We start from the raw sequence: 20,028 nt of genomic DNA on the forward strand, positions 1-20,028 counted from the left end.
GTTAAAAAGCCCTAAGCACTTATGATGCTTAGGGCTTTTTTATTAAATGCTCGCTAGGTTTATTTTGAGCCTTCCCACTCACGGTAGAATTGCTCCAGAAAACCTTCCATATAAGCGTGACGTTTTTCGGCAATTTTTTTTCCGGTCTTTGTGTTCATACGGTCTTTGAGTAAGAGTAGTTTTTCATAAAAATGATTGATAGTAGGAGCGGAACTCTTTTTATACTCATCTACAGTCATATCTAACTGTGGTTTGACCTCTGGGTCATACAGTTTGCGGTTTTTAAAACCGCCATAGTTAAACGTACGAGCAATGCCTATGGCACCTATAGCGTCTAGCCTGTCTGCATCTTGTACAACATCTAGCTCTGGCGAGGTAAACTCTTGGGCCTTATTACCACCCCTAAAAGAGATATTTTTTATAATCTGCACCACGTGCTCTATAACGGCGCTGTCACAGTTTTGACTTATAAGAAACTCGGTTGCCATTTTTGGCGCAACGGTTTCATCTCCGTTGAAAAATTTTGAATCGGCAATATCGTGTAGCAAGGCTCCTAGTGCAACTACGAGTTCATCTACAGGCTCACCTTTTGCAATGTGCGTTGCATTGTTATAAACACGTTCTATATGAAACCAGTCGTGACCACCTTCGGCATTTGCTAGGGTTGCTTTTACAAAGGTGATGGTATTTTCTATAAGAGTTTGCTGTTGGCTCATACTATAATTTAATAATGCTATAAATATGGATTAAAGTTCGTGAGATTTATGGAGAGTAACAAGTGCGCTTTCGCGAAAGCGTGTATAAAAAAAGACCGCTCTATAAAAGCGGTCTTCATATTGTTACAAGAAGTGTTGTACTAGCTTGCGTGCTCTTCAAAAGCATCCATAAGGTTTTCTGCAATCATCTCTGCAGGTCTTCCTTCAATGTGGTGACGCTCTATCATATGTACTAGCTCTCCGTCTTTAAAAAGTGCCATAGATGGGCTAGATGGAGGAAATGGGACCATATAAGAACGGGCAAGATCTGTAGCCTCTCCATCTACTCCTGCAAATACAGTATAGATGTTATCTGGCTTCTTACCGTTAACAACTGCGTGTACAGCAGCTGGACGCGCGTTACGAGCAGCACAACCACAAACAGAGTTTACAACCATAAGGGTTGTACCTTCTTTTTTCATTGCAGCTTCTACGTCTTCTTTTGTATGTAATTCTGTGAAGCCATTTCTGGTAAGGTCTTCACGCATTGGTTTTACTAAATCTGGTGGATACATAATCAATTTATTTTGAATACAAATATACAAAAAGCATACCTTGATACTAAGACGGAAAAAATGGCAGATTATTACACAAACAAATCGTATTTCTATGAGGGAGGCGGTAAGTATGGCGGGATGGCGTAACAATTAAAAAGTCCTCACGTCTAATGGTTAGAACCCGTAAATTTGCGGGATAAGAATAGAATGTAAGTATGATTAAATATATAGGTGCTGTAGTAGGTTACTTTTTGGGACGTGGATTTTTTGGAGCTGTAATAGGATACTTTCTAGGTAGTGCTGTAGATATGTTTATGGACCAGGGGAAAAAAACGGGTCAAGGCGGTAGTACAGGCCAGCGTTTTAAAACCGTTTTTGAACAAGCTACACAGCAAAGTGTTTCTCCAGGAGATTTTGAGCTCAACTTGCTATCACTTGCTTCTATAGTCATAAAGGCAGATGGGAAGGTAAGTCAGAACGAGCTAGACTATGCCAGACAGTATTTTGTGAGAGCTTATGGTAAAGAGCGTGCAAATGCGACTTTTAGAACCTTTAATACTGTAATTAAAGATAGAGAGATTTCTGCCACACGTATATGTACCTACCTCAATAGTCGTACTCGTTATGAGGTGCGATTACAAATTTTACACTTTTTATTTGGCATTGCACAGGCAGATGGTCAAGTGAGCCAGCCAGAGGTAAATGTGCTAGGTACTATAGCAGGATATTTTAGAATAAATCATCAAGATTTTGAGAGTATAAAAAATATGTTTGTTAAGAAAGCAGACAGTGCCTATAAAATCTTAGAGATAGATAAATCTGCTAGTAATGATGAGGTAAAGAAAGCCTTTAGAACAATGGTTAAAAAGTACCATCCAGATAAACTTATGGATATGGACGAAGCCTACAGAGCCGGCGCCGAAGAGAAATTCCGTAATGTACAAGAGGCTTACGAGCAAATCCAGAGGGAACGCGGTATGTAATCTTACTATTTCTTTAAGAGTTCTTTGCGTTGTGGCTGCTTAACTTTGTTTAAAAAGACATAATGAAAAAGCCATCTATCCTATTTTTTGATGTAAATGAGACGCTTCTTGATCTTAGTTTCTTAAAAGAAAAAATCACCACTGCACTAGGTAATAGACGAGAGCTTGTCTCACTATGGTTCAGCACCTTATTGCATTACTCACTCGTGGCAAATACGATTGAGGCTTATAAAGGTTTTGGCCAGATAGGCGTAGCCGCACTCCAGATGGTAGCTGCTGGTAATGATATCTCACTCACAAAACAGCAAGCAGAAGCAGCTGTAATAAAACCCTTTAAAACGCTTAAGCCTTATAGCGAGGTAAGAACATCGCTGCTAGCATTAAGAGAACAAGGTTTTAGACTTGTAGCGCTTACTAACTCTTCACAAAAAGGTCTTGAAGAAAAACTAGAATTTGCGGGTATTGCAGATTGTTTTGACACCTTGCTTAGTTGTGAGCCCGTTCAAAAATTTAAACCGGCGCCAGAAGTATATAACTGGGCTATGACTACTATGGGTGTATTACCAGAAAATGCAATGATGATTGCTACACACGGATGGGATATTGCCGGAGCGCAAAGCGTAGGTATGCAAACAGCTTTTATAAATAGACCTGGTAAACAGCAATACCCACTTGTGCCAGAGGCAGATTATGTGGTAGATGATTTGAGTCAACTAGCAAGTGTAATCAAGTAACTCGCTATTTAAAAATAACTTTCAAGGCGGCTTTGAGAAAGGGAATTTTTGGTGCGCTTAACACCACTTTTAATTCATCTGCGAGGGACGACTCTTCATCCAGAAATCTAAAAATATGAGCAGCTTTTCCCTTTTTAAACATTCTGGTAAAAATTGAGGCGCCTTGCTCGTTATGCTTTGTAAGCACCTCTAGTAATACCGCATCATAAAAATGCCACCTGTTTTTAATATTGTAGGATGTAAATGGAGTGTCAGATTTTAAAAAATCGATGAGATCCTTTGATTTTTTGAGCGTGTGGGTAAATGTGTACCCTGTACTCGCCTTTGTCCAGCCTCCTGCAGTTCCTATATGTAGTACGTGTGGTGTGTTGTGCTGTGTAAAATCATAGGTAGTCATAGGGATGCTTCCTTGCTCACGATCTATAATCTCATAGTTGTCTACACCTAGATTTTTGAGATATGTTCTGATAGCGTTTTCATATTCGGCTTTAGGGAGGAGTTTTTCAGAAAACAGGGTGTATTCTAAGAGTGCCTCTGTGGTAGATGTAGGTAAGACGTACATAAACCTACAATTTCCCTCCTGCGGAATGCTAAAATCCATATATATAGCCTGTTTTGGGTCAAAAACAGGTTTTTCAGTCTTCACAAACCACCCTATAAAATGTTGTTGTAGCACAACAGCTTGCGTTTGCTCCTTGAGCAGGCTGGGTTTATAAATGCTATTAAGTACCGCAGGACTCTCAAATATACCTATGTCTGTAGTTACTGTTGCTTTCCCATCTAGTGTGGTTGTAGTGCTAACAGATGCTTCTATAAACGTGATATTGCTATGTTGCGATAATTCCGCTTTCGCGAAAGCGTACAAACCAGCACTTTCTATCTTTTTATACGTGTAAGGCGCAATGTCGATATGACTATGCACTCCCTCACCTTTTATTAAAACCGAAGGCCAGGTATATGAAACAATCGCTTCATACATAGAAGGTTCTATCTCCCAGAAGCACCAGGTGCGGTCATTACCTTTATTAAGGTCTTGGTCTATGATGGCAATACTCTTTTTTGAAAAAAAGGGATCTCTTGCCATACGCAAGGCAGTAGTAAGTCCAGAAAGACCAGCGCCCAGAATGATATAATCGTAGTGAGTTTGCACGTGATAAAGATACGTGTAAAAGATGGAGTGCTGTATCTTTGTAAGGTGACAAAAACGAGCATTCATAATAACACATTTACACTCTTACCTACGGGCACAATGTTCTGGGAGGAGCAAGAGATTCTTTTTATTGCAGATGTACACTTAGGCAAGGTGGCTCATTTTAGAAAACACGGTAGCGCGGTACCACAAGAGGCAATACTCAAGAATTTTGAATTACTAGACGAGGCTATTTCTTGTTGTGACCCCAAGGAGGTTTGTTTTTTGGGAGATCTTTTTCATTCTGCATTAAATATAGAATGGCTTTATTTTGAAAAATGGGTTGATGCTCAAGCAGCTCAGATTACACTCGTTACCGGTAATCACGACATCATAAATCCTGAGCGCTTTGAGCAATTAGGTATAAAAATGTTTGATGAGCGAGTGATTGATACATTTTTGCTCACTCACATCCCTGAGGAGCGTGAGGGGTATTTTAATTTTTGTGGCCACATACACCCCGGGGTTAGACTCAAGGGTTTAGGAAGGCAAGTAATGAAGTTGCCTTGTTTCTTTAAAAAGGAGAACCAACTTATTTTACCTGCCTTTGGAGAGTTTACAGGTAACTACATACTTGAGCCAGAGGCTGGTGATGAGGTATTTGTTGTAACTCCAGAGGAGGTAATCCTTGTGGAGTAGATTTGTGATTATGTTAATACAGCAAGTCTTTGCACGGCTGTAACTTTACTTAAAATAATGGCTATGAAGAAAATATATGCAATTGTAAATACACTATCTGTATTGCTTGTACTCGCAGTAAACGGACTCTCACAAGCCCAGCGCTGGAATAATACTACGATAGGTGAAGCTTCAGATAAGTATGAGAATTTATTTACTCCAGCAGGATATGCATTTTCTATCTGGGGTGTGATCTTCTTAATGCTCATAGGATATTCGCTTTTTCAAATACGTCGTGCCTTTTTTAGCAAGAAAGAATCACCATTTATTATACAGACTGGCTGGTGGTTTGCTATTGCAAATTTTCTTAACGCAGCTTGGGTGGTTGCGTTTACGTATGATTACATAGGATTATCTGTACTTATTATGCTAGGAATTTTGTCGAGCTTATTACTCGTAATTTGGCGCACTAATATGGAACGTTGGGATGCTCCTATTGAGATCATTGGACTTGTGTGGTGGCCTATTTGTATTTACTCTGGGTGGATAGCCGTTGCTACTATTGCAAACTTCTCTGCCTTCTTTTCTAGTATAGATCTAAAGGGTACAGAGCTTAACGAGGTTGTGTGGACTATGGTAATGATTACTGTGGCTGTACTTATAAATGTACTTATGGTATGGTTACGTAATATGAGAGAGTTTGCGCTGGTTGCTGTGTGGGCACTTGTAGCGATATTCATAAGACATAAAGATCAATATGAGAGCATCGCTTACTACGCTTTACTAGGAGCAGTAGTATTAGTAATAATTACAATGCTACACGCCTTTAAGAATAAGGAAACCGCTCCTCATTTAAAATTCAAGGAACGGTTTCTTGATAATTAAACCATACTCTGCATATCACTTGCAAATGTAGGATATGCAAAAATCGTCTCTCTAAACTGTGTACAGGTTAACTTTTGCTGTATTGCCATTGCAAATAAGTTGATCATCTCACTCGCCTCTGGCGCAAGAATCTCGGCGCCAAGTATCTCATCATTTTCACCTTTAAGCGTTTTGTAGCAATAGTTCTTTGAGTTTAATCTCTTTACACTAAACCAGTCTGGCACGTGCTCACTTAGTACTTTATAAGAAATGCCTTGCTCTTTTGCTTGGTCTTCTGTGAGACCTACCATTGCTAGCTGTGGTGTGGTATAGACTGCTGTAGGTATTGCCGGAAAATCATATTTGGTATGTGTTCCAGTAGCTAGCTGTACACCTACGTGTCTACCTTCCTTACTAGACAGTGGTGTGAGTGGCAGAGAACCAGAGTCTGCTACATCGCCACAGGCATATACATTAGGATTAGTAGTGCTTTGTAAATACCCATTTACCTTAATACCGCTAGGTGTAGTAGCTACATTTCCTTTGTCAAGCGCAAGCATATCTACCGAGGGCACACGTCCAGAGGTATTAAAAACCATTTCGGCTTTTACGCTCTGCTCTTTGCCATCACGTGTATAAAAAACGCGTGTATTTTTTTGAAGCATTTCGGCGCGGATAACATCTGCATTAAAAATAAAGTTGATTCCTATTTTTTTAGACTCTTCTTCTAAGAGCCCCGTGATACTAGCATCAAACATTTTCAAAACACGCTCCCCACGTTCTATAATTGTTACATCTACACCGCAGCGTGCCGCGATATGAGCAAACTCCATAGCGATATAACCTCCACCTACAAAGATAATGCTCTCTGGCAGGGCTGGTAATTCAAGAAAATCGTCTGAGGTTTTAAACAACTCAGCACCTTCAAAGTGCAGCGGTCTAGGGATAAGACCAGAGGCAATAACGACCTTATCTACCGTTACTTTTTTACCCTCAACGCTTAGAAGACCTTCCTCTATAAATTGAGGCGACTGGTGGTACATTGTAATCCCTAATTTATCTAGCGATTCTTCGGTTTTTATGGGCATTGCAGAGACAAACTTTTCTTTAAATTTTTGAAGCGCTTGCCAGTCTATTTTTGGGATTTCGGTCACGCCTACAGCTGCCATATCGCTCGTTCTAGCAATAATTTCACTGGCGTTAAGGAGTACTTTTTTTGGGTCACAACCTCTATTTGCGCAGGTGCCACCATACTCACGATTATCTGCAATGGCTACTTTCATTCCCTCTTTGGCACAACGTGTTGCCACCTGTCTACCTGCGCTGCCCGATCCTATTACAAAAACGTCATAATGTTCAAATCCCATACCTTCTTTTTGTTATAAAGGTAGTGTGGTAATCTGTCTTTGGGTGTTATGGAAATTGTAAAATCTTAATCACGCCTTCGCGAAAGCGTATTCACCACCCTCTCAAAATCTGTAAAAAAAATTATTACTTCTGGTTTGAAAACCCGTCTACTACCTTTTTAGAAGTGCCGTCTATTGCAAACGTATTGTGACGTAAATTTTTAACAAAAATGAAGAAGAAAATCACATAAATCATTTGCGAGCCTACCAGATCCCAATCTTCCTTAAAAGAAGTTCCCGCCATTAATAATGTGATTAATACAAAACTTAATGCTGCGGCAAGACGTGTTTTAAATCCTATAATTAATAAGATGCCAAGTACAAGCTCAACAATAGGTAGTGCAAAAGCGATAGGCTCCACCAGACTGGGTGGTAACATTGTTCCCTCAAAACCTTTTGATAGTCCGCTGGCAAAGCCTTATTTTAGGAAGTCGCACAACCCCGTGTAATAAGAAGTTGATGCCTATGGTAATACGTGCAATTACAAATGCTAGCTGATGGTCTGTCCAATGTTTCATTTTTTAAAAGTAGAAAATAGAAGAGAGGTGTAATGTTATGAAAATGGTAAAAAGTAAATAGCGCTTTCGCGAAAGCAAAAAACCCAATACTAGTCAGTATTGGGTTTTAGCATATGTTCAAGTACACTAGCTCGTTTCGTACTTAGACAGATTGGCAAGAATATTTTCACTTTCTTTTAATTTTTCATCTATGTCTTTATAAATGAATTTGCTTCCAAAATAAGCGACAATGAACCAAGTAAGGATTGCAACACTAATCCATATTCCCTTTGCGAGATTAAGGGTATGATTACCTCCAGAAGTCCACGCATAAAAGCCCACTCCTACGGTAGCCATCCATATACCCACTATTGATAGGTCATAAACAGCGGTCTTTGCAGTGTGAATTCTAAATTTACTTACCTCCTTTTGAAGTGCAATTATACTTAGACTCTCAATATTTAATTTTTTGAGAGGACTGTGTTGTATGTATGAGAAAATCATTGCTGCTGCACCAATGCTTACAATTCCTACATAAAAAGCACTCCCCCATAATTTGTACATAAGAAACAGTGAAGCTATCGCATAAATGAGAGCCATATTTTTTCCTGCGAGCGATATGTTTAAAAACTTATTAAAGCTACTCTGAGATTTGTTAAGTTCAAGTTGTTTGATTTTATTTTCATTGAATTGTACACGAGCCTCCAATTGGTTCATATCCTCTTTCCAAATATTTTTTATATCGTCTATATTCATAATATTAGTTTTTAGCAGATGAAAGCTCCTGCTTCCATCGGTTTTTAATACGACTAATCTTAGTCGCTACATTTGTTTTTGTAATACCTAAAATATCTGCAATGACCTCATAGTCTTTATCCTCCAGATATAAAAACATTAAGGCTTTATCAAATTCATTGAGACCAGCTAGCAATTTTCTTAAACGCTCCTGCTCATAACTCCCTTCACTAGTCTCAGGAGCTGGAGTGAATTCAAGTAAACTTGTATCTAGTCGTACAGTGTTACTTTTTTTCTTGAACGTTTTACGATAATGTGAGATAGCAACATTCATTGAGATTCTATACAACCACGTGGTTATTGCATAGCTATCATTATAAGAGCTTAAAGATTTCCAAATCTGGATGAGAATCTCTTGTTCTAAGTCTTTTTTATCATCATCGTTTGTACAGTACATTGTGATCACTTTATATAAAATGCCTCTGTGCCTTTTGACAATGTCAATAAATGTAATTTGCTTATTCAAGCTGTTTCGTATTTTGGGTATACCTTATTATTCGCAGGAAATTTCAATAAATCACAATTAGAGAAAAATAATTTAATTTATTTTATTTACTCTGTTCAAAACGTTTGTTTAATTTAAGAAACCATTTACTTTTTAAGCTTTCGCGAAAGCGTACTCAAGACTATCTTTGTAAAAAATCTTATTTCTTGAGTAAATCAGAACTCTCACAGCACTTTGCACAGTCTCTGCCACTGCAGAAACTAGGGGAAGCTATTGCCCATTCTCAACGTATACAAGCAAAAGGTCTCACGGGATCGTCATTATCTTTTGCTGTAAGTCAGCTTTTTGAAGGCCAAGAGCGCCCCGTATTGTTAATTCTTAATGATAAGGAAGAAGCGGCTTACTATCTCAATGATCTTGAAGCCTTGCGCAAGGAAGAAAACGTACTCTTTTACCCTGGCAGTTACAGGCGTCCTTACCAGATTGAGGAGACAGATAATGCAAATATCTTGTTGCGTGCAGAGGTGCTTAATCGTGTAAACTCACGTAAAAAGCCAGCTCTTATCGTGACGTATCCAGATGCGTTATTTGAAAAAGTAGTGACACGTAAGGAGCTAGATAGACAAACGCTCAAGGTTACTGTAAATGATAAGATATCGCTAGATTTTATAAATGAGATGCTCTTTGAGTATCGTTTCAAAAGAGTAGATTTTGTAACAGAGCCGGGTGAATTTTCGGTGCGTGGAGGTATTGTAGATGTATTTTCATTTTCGCACGACAGGCCGTACCGTATAGAGTTTTTTGGCGATGAGGTAGATAGTATTAGAACCTTTGATGTTGAGAGTCAGCTGTCGTTAGACCAAGTAAAGAAAATATCCATAATGCCTAATGTGGAGAACAAGGCATTAGAAGAAACAAGAGCTAGTTTCTTAAAATATATCTCTGCAAAGACAGTCGTTTTTATTAAAAACAGGTCCCTGTTATACGACCGTACAGATCAAAACTTTTCTAAAGCCGAAGAAGCTTTTGAAAACCTCTCACAAGAGGTAAAACGCAACTCACCAGAAGAGCTTTTTTGTCACGGCAAAAATCTAAAAGAGCAACTAGACTCTTTTACCACTATAGATTTAGGAAGTAGTGCAGAGGTAGGTGAGATAGAACATAGCATTACATTTGATGTGGCGCCACAGCCATCTTTTAATAAGCAGTTTAACCTCCTTATAGAGAACTTAAATGATAACCACGAGCGTGGTTATAAGAATATTATCACCTGTAGTAGTGAGCAGCAAGCAAAGCGTTTTCAAGACATTTTTGATGATGCAGATGCTATTGTATCGTCCTATGAGACCATTGTGCTATCACTTTATCAAGGTTTTGTAGATAATGATACAAAAATGGTGGTGTATACAGATCACCAGATCTTTGAGCGCTACCATAAGTTTAATATCAAAAATGGCTATGCAAAAAAGCAAGCCATCACGCTCAAGGAGCTTACTAATCTAAGTGTAGGTGATTATGTCACGCACATAGATCACGGTATAGGAAAATTTGGCGGACTCAAAAAGATAGACGTTGAGGGTAAAATGCAAGAAGCCATCAAGCTCATTTATGGTGAGCGTGACATCTTATACCTGAGTATACACTCATTACATAAAATCACCAAGTACAACGGTAAGGATGGTAAGCCGCCACAAGTATATAAGCTAGGAAGCCAAGCCTGGAAAAAGCTTAAAGCCAAAACAAAATCTAAGGTAAAACATATAGCCTTTAACCTTATAAAACTCTATGCAAAACGCCGCTTGCAAAAGGGATATGCCTTTGGGCCAGATACCCATATGCAGCACGAGCTAGAAGCGAGTTTTATATATGAAGACACTCCAGATCAAAGCAGCGTTACAGAAGATGTCAAACGCGATATGGAGAGCGATCGCCCTATGGATAGACTCGTGTGTGGTGATGTAGGTTTTGGTAAAACAGAAGTTGCCATACGTGCCGCGTTTAAGGCGGTAGATAACGGTAAGCAGGTAGCAGTACTGGTTCCTACCACAATACTTGCCTATCAACACGCGCGTACGTTTAAAGAACGCCTTAAAGGTTTCCCAGTGACGGTAGAGTATCTCAACCGTTTCCGTACTGCCAAAGAAAAAAGAGAAGTGCTCGCTGGCCTCGAGAGTGGCGCGGTAGATATTGTGATAGGTACGCACCAGCTCACCAGTAAAAATGTTGTTTTTAAAGACCTAGGTCTCCTAGTAATTGACGAAGAGCAGAAGTTTGGCGTAGCCGTAAAAGATAAACTCAAGACTATCTCTGAGACCGTAGACACGCTCACACTTACAGCGACACCTATACCTCGTACCTTACAATTCTCACTTATGGCGGCTCGTGATCTTAGTACCATCACCACGCCACCACCTAACCGTTACCCTATAGAAAGTAATGTTGTGCGCTTCTCAGAAGAGGTGATACGCGATGCAGTCTCGTATGAGATACAACGTGGTGGCCAGGTATTCTTTATTCATAATCGTATAGAAAATATAAAGGAAGTCGCTGGCCTCATACAGCGCCTTGTGCCAGATGCAAAAGTAGGCGTAGGTCACGGCCAGATGGAAGGTAAAGCCCTAGAGGCAAAAATGCTCTCGTTTATGAATGGGGAGTTTGATGTACTGGTCTCAACCACCATTATTGAGAGTGGTCTTGATGTACCTAATGCAAATACCATTTTTATAAATAATGCAAATAACTTTGGACTCTCAGACCTACACCAGATGCGTGGTCGTGTGGGACGAAGTAATAAAAAGGCCTTCTGTTATTTTATCACACCGCCATACTCTGTAATGACCGAGGATGCTAGAAAACGTATCCAAGCGCTAGAGCAGTTTTCTGTACTAGGAAGCGGTTTTAATATCGCGATGAAAGATCTTGAGATACGTGGTGCAGGAGATTTATTAGGAGGAGAACAGAGTGGCTTTATCAATGAAATAGGTTTTGATACCTATCAAAAAATCCTCAACGAGGCCATAGATGAACTCAAAGAAGATGAGTTTGCAGAGCTGTATAAAGATGATCCCGCTTTCGCGAAAGAAGAAAGAGAATACGTAAAAGACACCGTACTTGATACCGACTTTAGTCTTCTCTTCCCAGATGATTATGTAAATAGTATCACGGAGCGTCTAAGTCTCTACACTGACCTGAATAATGTAAAAACCGAAGAACAGCTTGATGCCTTTGAGGCAAAACTTGTAGATCGTTTTGGACCCTTACCAGATGAGGCCGAAGACTTGCTGGACTCTGTGCGCATTAAGTGGGTAGCAACTAAGATAGGCCTAGAGAAAGTAGTAATGAAAAACGGCAAACTCACAGGCTTCTTTATAGCAGACCAGCAGAGCTCTTTTTACCAGAGTCCTACCTTTGGCCGTGTGCTTAAGTTTGTACAAGAAAATGCATACCGCGTGAGCATCAAAGAAAAGAAACTGTCTAAAGGACTTAGACTTCTCTTAAAATCTGACGATGCAAAAACTGTAAATGACGTTGTCGCTTTATTAAGACCATTAATGCCAGCGAGTACTCAAAAAGTAAGCGCAAAGATCTCAGGAAGTGATGAGTAAATCTTGGAAAACTTCGCTTGCGGTAATCGCTGCAATTATTACTATTATAGGTTTAGTAACTGGGAAGTTTCTGTTCTTTGTGATTTGGTTACCCTTGGGATGGCTATTTAACTCAAAAAAGGAAGATCGTGTGGACTAAGTATTCTTTTTTCTCAATGTGTATCTGTGTCTTGCTACTGACATCAGTGAGTCGTGCGCAAGTACAAGATGCCGTAAAAACCGAAAGAGAATACCGAATTAAACCCGAGCTTGTACCGCAAAAAGCAAAAGACTTTATTGCCACCTTTAATATAAATCGTTCTGTAAAATGGCTACAAGAAGTAGGTGATAATGGTGCTAGTATTGAAGCAAAATTTAAATATAAAGGACAACGTCATAGTGTAGAGTTTACAACAGATGGTGTGCTAGAAGATGTAGAAATAGTTATTGGCTTAGGAGATGTGCCTGAAGGTACTAAACAACAGATAGCCAGCTATTTTACGCAAGAATTTGATTATTTTAAGGTAGAAAAAATACAAGCGCAGTATAATAATACGGTAAAAGAAATAATAAATAGGACGGCAAAAAAGCTCGTAGCCTCATCACTCATTCCGCATTATGAGGTCGTTGTAAAAACACGTAATTCTGGTAAAAAATCAAAGCGTTATGAAGTTCTTTTTAACGAGAAAGGAGCCTTCATAAGTAGGTCTCAAGTAAGCATACGACGTGATAATATTTTACGCTTTTGAGTATGTTTAAATTCTCATCCTTTATACTCATATTTTTTACGAGCACGTTGCTTTACGGGCAATCGCTTTATGAAGTGGGTATACTTCCAGAAGTAAATATTGGCACAAAAATCAATGAGCTGTGGAACATCAATGTAGAATTTGCGCCACGTTTTGAAGTAAGTGAAGGCGATTTTAAGGGTACTAATGATACAGATGTATTTTACTCCTTGCTAGATGTCACCACCGTTGCCACGCGCACTGTGGGAGTAGATGCAAAAGTGGGAATAGGATATTTAGCTCGTTTTCGTGATAAGGACCTTATACACCGTGCGATACAACAGTACTCATTTACCGTACCTTATTTTGGTTTCCGTTTGGGGCATCGCTTCCGTACAGATCAAACATTTAATGCTAGGCAAAAAGTTGAGTTTAGAGTGCGGTACAGACTATCTTCAGATATATCGCTCAATGGTGAGTTTATAGACCCGGGAGAAGTGTATTTAAAACTAGGGAACGAGTATGTATATTCAATTCAAGGAGATGCAACAGATCTCGAGGTCAGGTTTGTGCCTACTTTGGGGTATTATGTAAACGATGCAAATAAACTAGAGATTGGCATAGACTACCGTATGGATTCATTTCTTAAAGCTACTGCAAATCATCGATTCTGGATAAATCTGGGATACTACTTGAGTTTGTAGGGTTGCGCTTTCGCGAAAGCGTAAGTAGTGATTTATTAAATAGCGCTAAAGACTAGCCAGCTTTTTTGAACTTTGAGGATTCAGATACCTTTTTAAAACTCCTCCTTTTACATTATTCACATCAAACTCTACGATAAAAGCATCGGGATCACAGGAGTCTATGAGCTTGTGTATTTTGCGCAGGTGTATACGGTTTATCACGGTTTGTATCACACGGCGTTCATTATTTTGACCCGTACTGCCGTAACCTGCCGCCGCTTTATAGACGGTGATACCAGTGCCTAGTTCTTTAAGAATCTTTTGTTCTATTTCTTCAGATGACGGTGATATGATAGTAATACCGATAAAATCTTCAAATCCCTCAATAAAAAAATCGATAAACTTTGCGGTCACGATGTAGGTAAGTATGGAATACAGAGCAACCTCTACACTAAGTACTAATGCAGTGATAATAAATAGAACAATATTGAATGCCAGAATGGTCTTACCTATGCTTATACCAAAAAGGTCAAAGACATAAATTCCTAGAATTTCAGATCCGTCAAGTACCGCACCGTTGCGTATACTGATGCCAATACCAGCTCCTAAAAACATACCGCCAAAAATCGCAATGAGCAACTTGTCTTCAGTGATAATAGGAAATGACTCAACACCTATAAGGACTGCTAGTATCAAGATGGACACCGTGCTTTTTAAAAGAATATTTCGCGAAAGCTTATAAAAGCCCAACACCAGAAACGGAATACTCACAATAAAGAGCAGTAAGGAGATGTCTAGATCTAACTTTTTACTTAGTAAAATAGCGATACCCGTTGCTCCACCATCCAGAAACCCATTAGGAAGCAAGAAGGCTTTGAGGCCTATACTCGCGAGAGCAATACCTATAGCAATTTGTACATACTCAGAAAGTGATTTTAATATCTTTGCCATACCTTTTGGTTTTATGTTAAGATAGCTATTTCTCTTTCTTTTCTAAGCTCATTACAAAACTTATGAGGTCTGTATCTGCATCTTTACCATAGGCACTCGTAAGGCAACCTTTTATTGAATCATTAGTCTCTATCAAAAATAAAATCGAACTATCCCCTGGGTCATTCATTCCCTCGTGCCTGCAATATTCTATAAGTGTGAGGTCTTCTATTTGATACCAGCGATTATTAGTTCTACACAATAAACGCCCCTCTCTATACATAAAATCTGAGGTAAAACCTGCGACTCTCGCTGCTGCTATATCTTCTGTTAGGGTATTGCTTTGTGAGAGAATCATAACGTAAGATTTTGAGTACGCTTTCGCGAAAGCGTGATTAAAAAATATTAACTCCAGTTTATAATGCAGAGGTAAAGCGGCATCCCTAGTGTGATATTAAAGGGAAAGGTAATGGCAAGCGCCATAGGTAAGTATAGGCCTTCGTTTGCCTTAGGCGCAGCGAGTTTCATAGCTGCAGGGACTGCAATATAAGAGGCACTTGCTGCAAGTATGGCAAAGAGCAATCTGTTACCTATAGATTCTGTTACAAAACCACTTAGTAAACTCACGATAATACCATTTACAATAGGAACGGCGATTGCAAATACATAAGGAAAAGCGCCATACTCCTTTAGGCTTCCTATTTTTTTACCACTTGAGATTCCCATATCTAGTAAAAAGACAGCTAGAAAACCTTTAAAAATATCTGTGGTAAAAGGAGCAATGCCTTGTGCTTGTGCATCGCTTGCCATAAAACCTATGACGAGACTTCCTATAATTAATAGTACACTCCCATTAGTCACAGAGTGCTTGATAATACTACCCATAGAGATAGTCTTGTCTCTGTTTGCCGTAAATAGCATCATAAGAAGCACTCCTATTATAATAGACGGCGCTTCCATAATAGCCATAACCGCAACCATATACCCGCTATATGCAATTTGCTCCATATCTAGATAAGCGACTGCAGTAACAAAGGTTACAGCACTTACAGAGCCGTATGCCGCGGCGATAGCCGCGGCATTTTGAACTCCGACGCGCTTTTTGAGCGTAAAAAACGCATACAGGGGAACTGAAAGAGCAAGGACTACTCCAAAAATTAATGACCAGACAATCTCCATATTAAACGCTGAGTGAGCGAGCTCTTGTCCTCCCTTAAATCCTATAGAAAGTAGGAGGTAAAGAGAAATAAACTTTGAAGAACTAGGCGGTATGGCTAAGTCACTTTTGAGTTGTACCGCTAGTAATCCTAAAAAGAAAAATAAGAGTGCAGGGTTGGTCAAGTTATCAACCAGTAGATGTAAGTCCATAAAAGAGGATTAGGTGTCTTAGTGTGGTAATTACTTTTTGATGCGTATCTCTACAGTGCTTTTTATTTCTAGTTTACCTCCATCTGCACGCACGTCACTTAAAAAGCTTTTTAATTTTCCTTTCTCATCTAGTAGCTCTATAATACGTCCACTATCATACTCACAGGCATCATCTATGTTACCTTCGGTGCGGCTTAAGCGTTGTAATTTGTGAAAGTTGATCTTCTTATCAAGCATTGCGTGTAAGATATCTCCAGCTTCGGTTGCTGTAAATACTCCATCTATGAGGTTGATTTTTTGATCTGTCATTGTTGCAGTTTCTGTTTGTAATGTTTTCATAGTAAATGATTTTTTTAAATGAATAAGAGATTAAGATGCTCTACTAGCAATGTTTATAAACACTAGAAGGGTTATTAAAAAACTAGCAGATAGAATTTCTTTAAGGAACAGGTAGTCTGAAAAAATGGAGAGTGTAATGGCTACCATAGGGATAGCAAGTAGCATCAAATTTTTTAAGACAAAAAATAGAGCCGTCCAGTTTATGGTTATACTGGTCTTGATCTCTTGAGGTGTGTACCTGTCATTTCTAAACGAGTCAATTTTTAGTTTTTGTAACATAGGTTCTCATTGTTTTGATGGTGCAAAGATGTGGGCTAGAGTTCATATATTTTTATTTATATTTATAATGAATTACATAAATAATTCTAATGCATTATACATTGCACCAGCTTCAAGTCTTCTTGAAGGTCACAGAATTTAAAAGCATCACAAAAGCTGCAGAGGAGCTACATCTCACGCAGCCAGCGGTCTCGATACAGATTAAAAACTTTCAAAATCAGTTTCCTATTCCGCTTACGGAAGTTGTGGGGAGACAATTATTTGTAACAGATTTTGGTGAGGAAATTGCAGCTGCAGCACGTAAAATAATTGCCGAAGTAGATGCAATTAATTACAAAACGATGGCTTATCAAGGTCAGCTCTCGGGTAAATTAAAGATATCCATCGTCTCCACGGGTAAATATTTGATGCCCTATTACATCACAGATTTTATGAATATGCATCCTGGTGTCGATCTAGAGATGGATGTGACAAACAAGACCAGAGTGGTGCGTCATCTTGAAAAAAACGAAACAGATTTTGCACTGGTATCTGTAGTTCCAGATCATATCGCGATAGATAAAGTGAGACTCATCCCTAACAAACTATTTTTAGTAGGAGGGAGGCAGCACACGTACTCAGGTAAAACCATTTCAAAAAAGGATTTTGATAAGCTACCCGTGGTGTATAGAGAAAAAGGATCTGCAACACGAGCAGCTATGGAAAATTATATTGCAGACAGACAACTTCCTACTCGTAAAAAAATAGAGCTTACCTCAAACGAGGCGGTAAAGCAAGCAGTGATTTCTGGAATAGGGATTTCTATACTCCCGCTAGTGGGGCTTAAAAATGCACTTACGAGTGGTGATGCTCAAATCATCCCCAGTATAGGATTGCCTATCACCACACACTGGAATCTCATCTGGCAAAAAAGCAAGCAGCTTTCTCCCACCGCACAAGCCTTTGTGAGTTACCTCGAGGAGCATAAAACAGCGCTCAATGAGAAGCATTTTGGGTGGTTAGATACGTATTAAAGGGTACGCTTTCGCGAAAGCGTAAAACGTGCAAAACGTTGTCTTTACTGAAGTGACGTGCAAATGTCGGGTTAAATACTGCTCAAAAAATGAAACAAATCATAAATGAGCCATACTATTGCAGTGTAGAACTTCTTGTACATTTGATGCGCATCATTACAAGGCAAAACATTTATGATGAAACAACCAGAATTAGGACAAAAGATTTTAGAACTGCGCCAGCAAAAGGGATTAACGCAGGAAGAACTTGTAGCACAATGTAATATTTCTGTGCGCACCATACAGCGCATAGAAGCTGGCGAAACAATGCCACGTGTTTACACGATTAAAACCATTCTCTCTGCGCTAGATAGAGATCTAGATGACTTACAAGAAGACACCATTTTTGAGGCCAAAGTAAAAAAGGCAATGCTTTTTGAAATAGATGAAAGTAAGGATGTATCATATCTATTTAAACAACTTCACATAGGCTGGGTTGCTGGTATTTTGAGTATGATCGTGTTTATATTTCAAATTTTTGACACTTATCACTACGAGACTGAAAATGTATATTTTGCTGGAGATACGGGCTTTAGACTGCTAGCTCTTTTTGCAATCGTATTTTTTATATTTCATATGAGGGCTTTCATTTTAATAGGAAACCTCTTTAAGGCGAGTATACTAAAAGCGGCTGCACTTGTGTTTATCACGGTCGAGATTATTGCAAACTTAATTACCATTATAGATGTACACGGCACGTATATCTCAGATATCGCTTATGGTATTATCACCTCAGTTTTGTATGGTGTGGCTTTTCTCGTTTTTGGATATGCGCTTTATAAGCTTAAAGGTTTAGGAGCCTTGTCTCAAGGTACAGGTATCGGGTATATTATACTAGGTGTGTTTTTTTGTACCATAATTTTGGCCATTGTAGCACTGCCATTAAGTATCGTGGCCCAAGTGTTTAATATCCTTATTATTTTAAAGGCGATTGATATGATCAAAAAACAAGTAGGCTAATAAGAACTATCATTTTAAAAAAAGTAAAACGCATCCTCAAAATGCTCAAGGCGTTCTTGCTTTGAGTTTTTGAGTACTGCGATAATGTCAAAACGTACTTCGACATCTAGGTCATTTTCTAGTACATATTCATTTGACACTTTTACGATAGACTTTTGCTTACCAGTACTCACAAAACTCTGCGGATCGCCAAAGAAATCTGAGTTACGTGCTTTTACTTCTACCACAACGAGGATGCCTTCCTCTTTCTGGCAGATAATGTCGACTTCATTTTTTCCAAAAAACCAATTACGTTCAAGAATCGTGTAACCCTGCTTTATTAAATGCAGGGTTGCTAGTTCTTCGCCGTATTCGCCTAGTTCTTTTGGGGTCATCAGCTGTTTAGAGGTAGGTTATTTTAGTGTCATTTTGAGTAACAACAAGTTCAATCTCACTCCCCAACTTCAACGCATTATTATTATCTACGTGACCTGCTGGGAAGTCAAAAGCTACTGGAAAGTCACATTCTTTTACAGCATCTAGCACAATCTCTTGAGCCGTTTTCCCAAAAGGGATTCTGTTATCGTGCATCTTCGTCATACCACCCACAACCATACCCGCACAGTGATCTAGCATCCCGTTGCGTTTTAGATTGACTACCATTCTATCTATGTGATAGAGGTACTCATCGAGGTCTTCTATAAATAAGATTTTACCAGCCGTATCAAGATCAGAGCTACTGCCACACAGGCTGTAAAGAATAGACAGGTTTCCGCCCACTAGTGTGCCTTTTGTAGCGCCTACTCTGTTGAGTTTATTTGTAGTGTCATAACTAAAGTTAGGTTGCTCGCCAAAAAGCGATTGTTTTAATGACGCTTTCGCGAAAGCGGTATTATCTTCAAGAGATACCGGCATCGTTGCGTGTATCGTTTTGAAGCCTATTTTATGAATGTGACTATGTAAAACTGTCACATCTGAGTAACCCACTACCCACTTTGGGTATTTGACAAACTTGTAAAAATCTAGATCATCTACTATGCGCACTGTCCCGTAGCCGCCGCGAGCGCACCAGATAGCTTTAATCTCCGTGTTATCCATCATTTGCTGAAAGTCTTGTGCTCTCTCAAAGTCTGTCCCGGCATACTGATTATCTTCTAGGCCTATGGTGTTACCCAACACGGGAACTAAACCCCAATTTTTAAGAAGTGTGATGCCCTCTTCAAGTTCTTTTTTAGAAATTTTACGTGCCGTGGCAACTATTCCGACTTTATCGCCGTATCTAAGATATGGAGGTGTAACCATTGATTTATTTTTCACACCTCAATATACTAACATTTAAACTT

Annotated in this window: 24 protein-coding genes; 10 read left to right on the top strand and 14 right to left on the bottom strand. The window is 39.1% G+C overall.

What is annotated here, in order from left to right; genetic code table 11:
• Window positions 1–59: 59 nt before the first annotated feature.
• Together ACFO5T_RS02660 and ACFO5T_RS02665 are read right to left on the bottom strand one after the other, a co-directional pair.
• A complete protein-coding gene (locus ACFO5T_RS02660) occupies window positions 60–716 on the bottom strand; it encodes an HD domain-containing protein (RefSeq protein WP_380031813.1) in 657 nt (218 codons plus the stop codon).
• Between the two features lie 140 nt (window positions 717–856).
• Window positions 857–1,270 (bottom strand): BrxA/BrxB family bacilliredoxin, encoded by a 414-nt coding sequence (locus ACFO5T_RS02665; protein WP_038597964.1) that lies wholly within the window; start codon window positions 1,268–1,270, stop codon window positions 857–859.
• 197 nt (window positions 1,271–1,467) lie between these two features.
• On the opposite strand from ACFO5T_RS02665, the gene ACFO5T_RS02670 reads away from it, so the two are divergent.
• The gene (locus ACFO5T_RS02670) at window positions 1,468–2,235 is read left to right on the top strand and encodes a tellurite resistance TerB family protein (protein ID WP_380031816.1); all 768 of its coding nucleotides are present in this window, start codon (window positions 1,468–1,470) and stop codon (window positions 2,233–2,235) included.
• Window positions 2,236–2,297: 62 nt separating this feature from the next.
• Window positions 2,298–2,969, top strand: a complete 672-nt coding sequence (locus tag ACFO5T_RS02675; protein WP_380031818.1) for a haloacid dehalogenase type II — start codon at window positions 2,298–2,300, stop codon at window positions 2,967–2,969.
• Between the two features lie 4 nt (window positions 2,970–2,973).
• On the opposite strand, the gene ACFO5T_RS02680 is transcribed toward ACFO5T_RS02675, so the two are convergent.
• Window positions 2,974–4,185, bottom strand: a complete 1,212-nt coding sequence (locus ACFO5T_RS02680) for a lycopene cyclase family protein (protein WP_380031820.1) — start codon at window positions 4,183–4,185, stop codon at window positions 2,974–2,976.
• Here ACFO5T_RS02680 and pdeM point away from each other — a divergent pair.
• Both pdeM and ACFO5T_RS02690 read left to right on the top strand, forming a co-directional pair.
• On the top strand, window positions 4,165–4,797 hold the full coding sequence (gene pdeM / locus ACFO5T_RS02685; protein ID WP_380031822.1) for a ligase-associated DNA damage response endonuclease PdeM: 633 nt from the start codon (window positions 4,165–4,167) through the stop codon (window positions 4,795–4,797). The two genes, ACFO5T_RS02680 and pdeM, sit on opposite strands and share 21 nt — an antisense overlap.
• A 63-nt stretch (window positions 4,798–4,860) precedes the next feature.
• A complete protein-coding gene (locus ACFO5T_RS02690; RefSeq protein WP_380031824.1) occupies window positions 4,861–5,661 on the top strand; it encodes a tryptophan-rich sensory protein in 801 nt (266 codons plus the stop codon).
• On the opposite strand, the gene ACFO5T_RS02695 is transcribed toward ACFO5T_RS02690, so the two are convergent.
• The 4 genes from ACFO5T_RS02695 to ACFO5T_RS02710 all read right to left on the bottom strand — a co-directional run bounded on the left by ACFO5T_RS02695 (window position 5,658) and on the right by ACFO5T_RS02710 (window position 8,804).
• Entirely contained in the window at window positions 5,658–7,007 is a 1,350-nt protein-coding gene (locus ACFO5T_RS02695) for a dihydrolipoyl dehydrogenase family protein (RefSeq protein WP_380031826.1), read from the bottom strand. The genes ACFO5T_RS02690 and ACFO5T_RS02695 overlap by 4 nt on opposite strands.
• Window positions 7,008–7,131: 124 nt before the next feature.
• Window positions 7,132–7,425 carry a MauE/DoxX family redox-associated membrane protein gene (locus ACFO5T_RS02700; protein WP_380031828.1) on the bottom strand — a complete coding sequence of 98 codons (294 nt, stop codon included), beginning with the start codon at window positions 7,423–7,425 and terminating at the stop codon, window positions 7,132–7,134.
• 265 nt (window positions 7,426–7,690) lie between these two features.
• Entirely contained in the window at window positions 7,691–8,299 is a 609-nt protein-coding gene (locus ACFO5T_RS02705) for a hypothetical protein (RefSeq protein ID WP_380031830.1), read from the bottom strand.
• Between the two features lie 4 nt (window positions 8,300–8,303).
• Entirely contained in the window at window positions 8,304–8,804 is a 501-nt protein-coding gene (locus ACFO5T_RS02710) for an RNA polymerase sigma factor (protein WP_035334941.1), read from the bottom strand.
• 185 nt (window positions 8,805–8,989) lie between these two features.
• Between ACFO5T_RS02710 and mfd the strand changes: the two genes are divergently transcribed.
• Genes mfd through ACFO5T_RS02730 form a run of 4 tightly spaced genes read left to right on the top strand, consistent with a single transcriptional unit; the run spans window position 8,990 to window position 13,799 of the window.
• Window positions 8,990–12,388, top strand: a complete 3,399-nt coding sequence (gene mfd / locus ACFO5T_RS02715; protein WP_380031832.1) for a transcription-repair coupling factor — start codon at window positions 8,990–8,992, stop codon at window positions 12,386–12,388.
• Window positions 12,381–12,527, top strand: coding sequence for a hypothetical protein (locus ACFO5T_RS02720; RefSeq protein ID WP_169816456.1), 147 nt, complete (start codon window positions 12,381–12,383; stop codon window positions 12,525–12,527). Before mfd ends, ACFO5T_RS02720 begins: the two co-directional genes overlap by 8 nt.
• 46 nt (window positions 12,528–12,573) lie before the next feature.
• On the top strand, window positions 12,574–13,116 hold the full coding sequence (locus ACFO5T_RS02725; protein ID WP_380031834.1) for a hypothetical protein: 543 nt from the start codon (window positions 12,574–12,576) through the stop codon (window positions 13,114–13,116).
• A gap of 2 nt (window positions 13,117–13,118) precedes the next feature.
• Window positions 13,119–13,799 (top strand): DUF2490 domain-containing protein, encoded by a 681-nt coding sequence (locus ACFO5T_RS02730; RefSeq protein WP_380031836.1) that lies wholly within the window; start codon window positions 13,119–13,121, stop codon window positions 13,797–13,799.
• 45 nt (window positions 13,800–13,844) lie between these two features.
• Here the strand turns inward: ACFO5T_RS02730 and ACFO5T_RS02735 are convergent, their stop codons facing one another.
• The 5 genes from ACFO5T_RS02735 to ACFO5T_RS02755 are packed head-to-tail and all read right to left on the bottom strand — an operon-like array spanning window position 13,845 to window position 16,694.
• Entirely contained in the window at window positions 13,845–14,729 is an 885-nt protein-coding gene (locus ACFO5T_RS02735; protein WP_380031838.1) for a YitT family protein, read from the bottom strand.
• Between the two features lie 25 nt (window positions 14,730–14,754).
• Window positions 14,755–15,066 carry a hypothetical protein gene (locus ACFO5T_RS02740; RefSeq protein ID WP_035326020.1) on the bottom strand — a complete coding sequence of 104 codons (312 nt, stop codon included), beginning with the start codon at window positions 15,064–15,066 and terminating at the stop codon, window positions 14,755–14,757.
• 47 nt (window positions 15,067–15,113) lie between these two features.
• Window positions 15,114–16,076 carry a sodium-dependent bicarbonate transport family permease gene (locus ACFO5T_RS02745; RefSeq protein ID WP_380031841.1) on the bottom strand — a complete coding sequence of 321 codons (963 nt, stop codon included), beginning with the start codon at window positions 16,074–16,076 and terminating at the stop codon, window positions 15,114–15,116.
• 30 nt (window positions 16,077–16,106) lie between these two features.
• Window positions 16,107–16,415, bottom strand: a complete 309-nt coding sequence (locus tag ACFO5T_RS02750) for a hypothetical protein (RefSeq protein WP_013750507.1) — start codon at window positions 16,413–16,415, stop codon at window positions 16,107–16,109.
• Window positions 16,416–16,445: 30 nt separating this feature from the next.
• Complete coding sequence (locus ACFO5T_RS02755; RefSeq protein WP_380031843.1) at window positions 16,446–16,694, bottom strand: hypothetical protein; 249 nt, start codon at window positions 16,692–16,694, stop codon at window positions 16,446–16,448.
• Between the two features lie 89 nt (window positions 16,695–16,783).
• On the opposite strand from ACFO5T_RS02755, the gene ACFO5T_RS02760 reads away from it, so the two are divergent.
• Entirely contained in the window at window positions 16,784–17,707 is a 924-nt protein-coding gene (locus ACFO5T_RS02760) for a LysR family transcriptional regulator (RefSeq protein WP_380031845.1), read from the top strand.
• Window positions 17,708–17,881: 174 nt separating this feature from the next.
• Window positions 17,882–18,706, top strand: coding sequence for a helix-turn-helix domain-containing protein (locus ACFO5T_RS02765; RefSeq protein WP_380031847.1), 825 nt, complete (start codon window positions 17,882–17,884; stop codon window positions 18,704–18,706).
• Window positions 18,707–18,720: 14 nt separating this feature from the next.
• On the opposite strand, the gene ACFO5T_RS02770 is transcribed toward ACFO5T_RS02765, so the two are convergent.
• Together ACFO5T_RS02770 and ACFO5T_RS02775 are read right to left on the bottom strand one after the other, a co-directional pair.
• A complete protein-coding gene (locus ACFO5T_RS02770) occupies window positions 18,721–19,080 on the bottom strand; it encodes a YraN family protein (protein ID WP_013750503.1) in 360 nt (119 codons plus the stop codon).
• Between the two features lie 7 nt (window positions 19,081–19,087).
• Window positions 19,088–19,987, bottom strand: a complete 900-nt coding sequence (locus tag ACFO5T_RS02775; protein ID WP_380031850.1) for a S66 peptidase family protein — start codon at window positions 19,985–19,987, stop codon at window positions 19,088–19,090.
• Window positions 19,988–20,028 lie beyond the last annotated feature (41 nt).

The organism is Dokdonia genika (genome assembly GCF_042652845.1).
In the GTDB taxonomy this organism is placed as follows: domain Bacteria; phylum Bacteroidota; class Bacteroidia; order Flavobacteriales; family Flavobacteriaceae; genus Dokdonia; species Dokdonia donghaensis.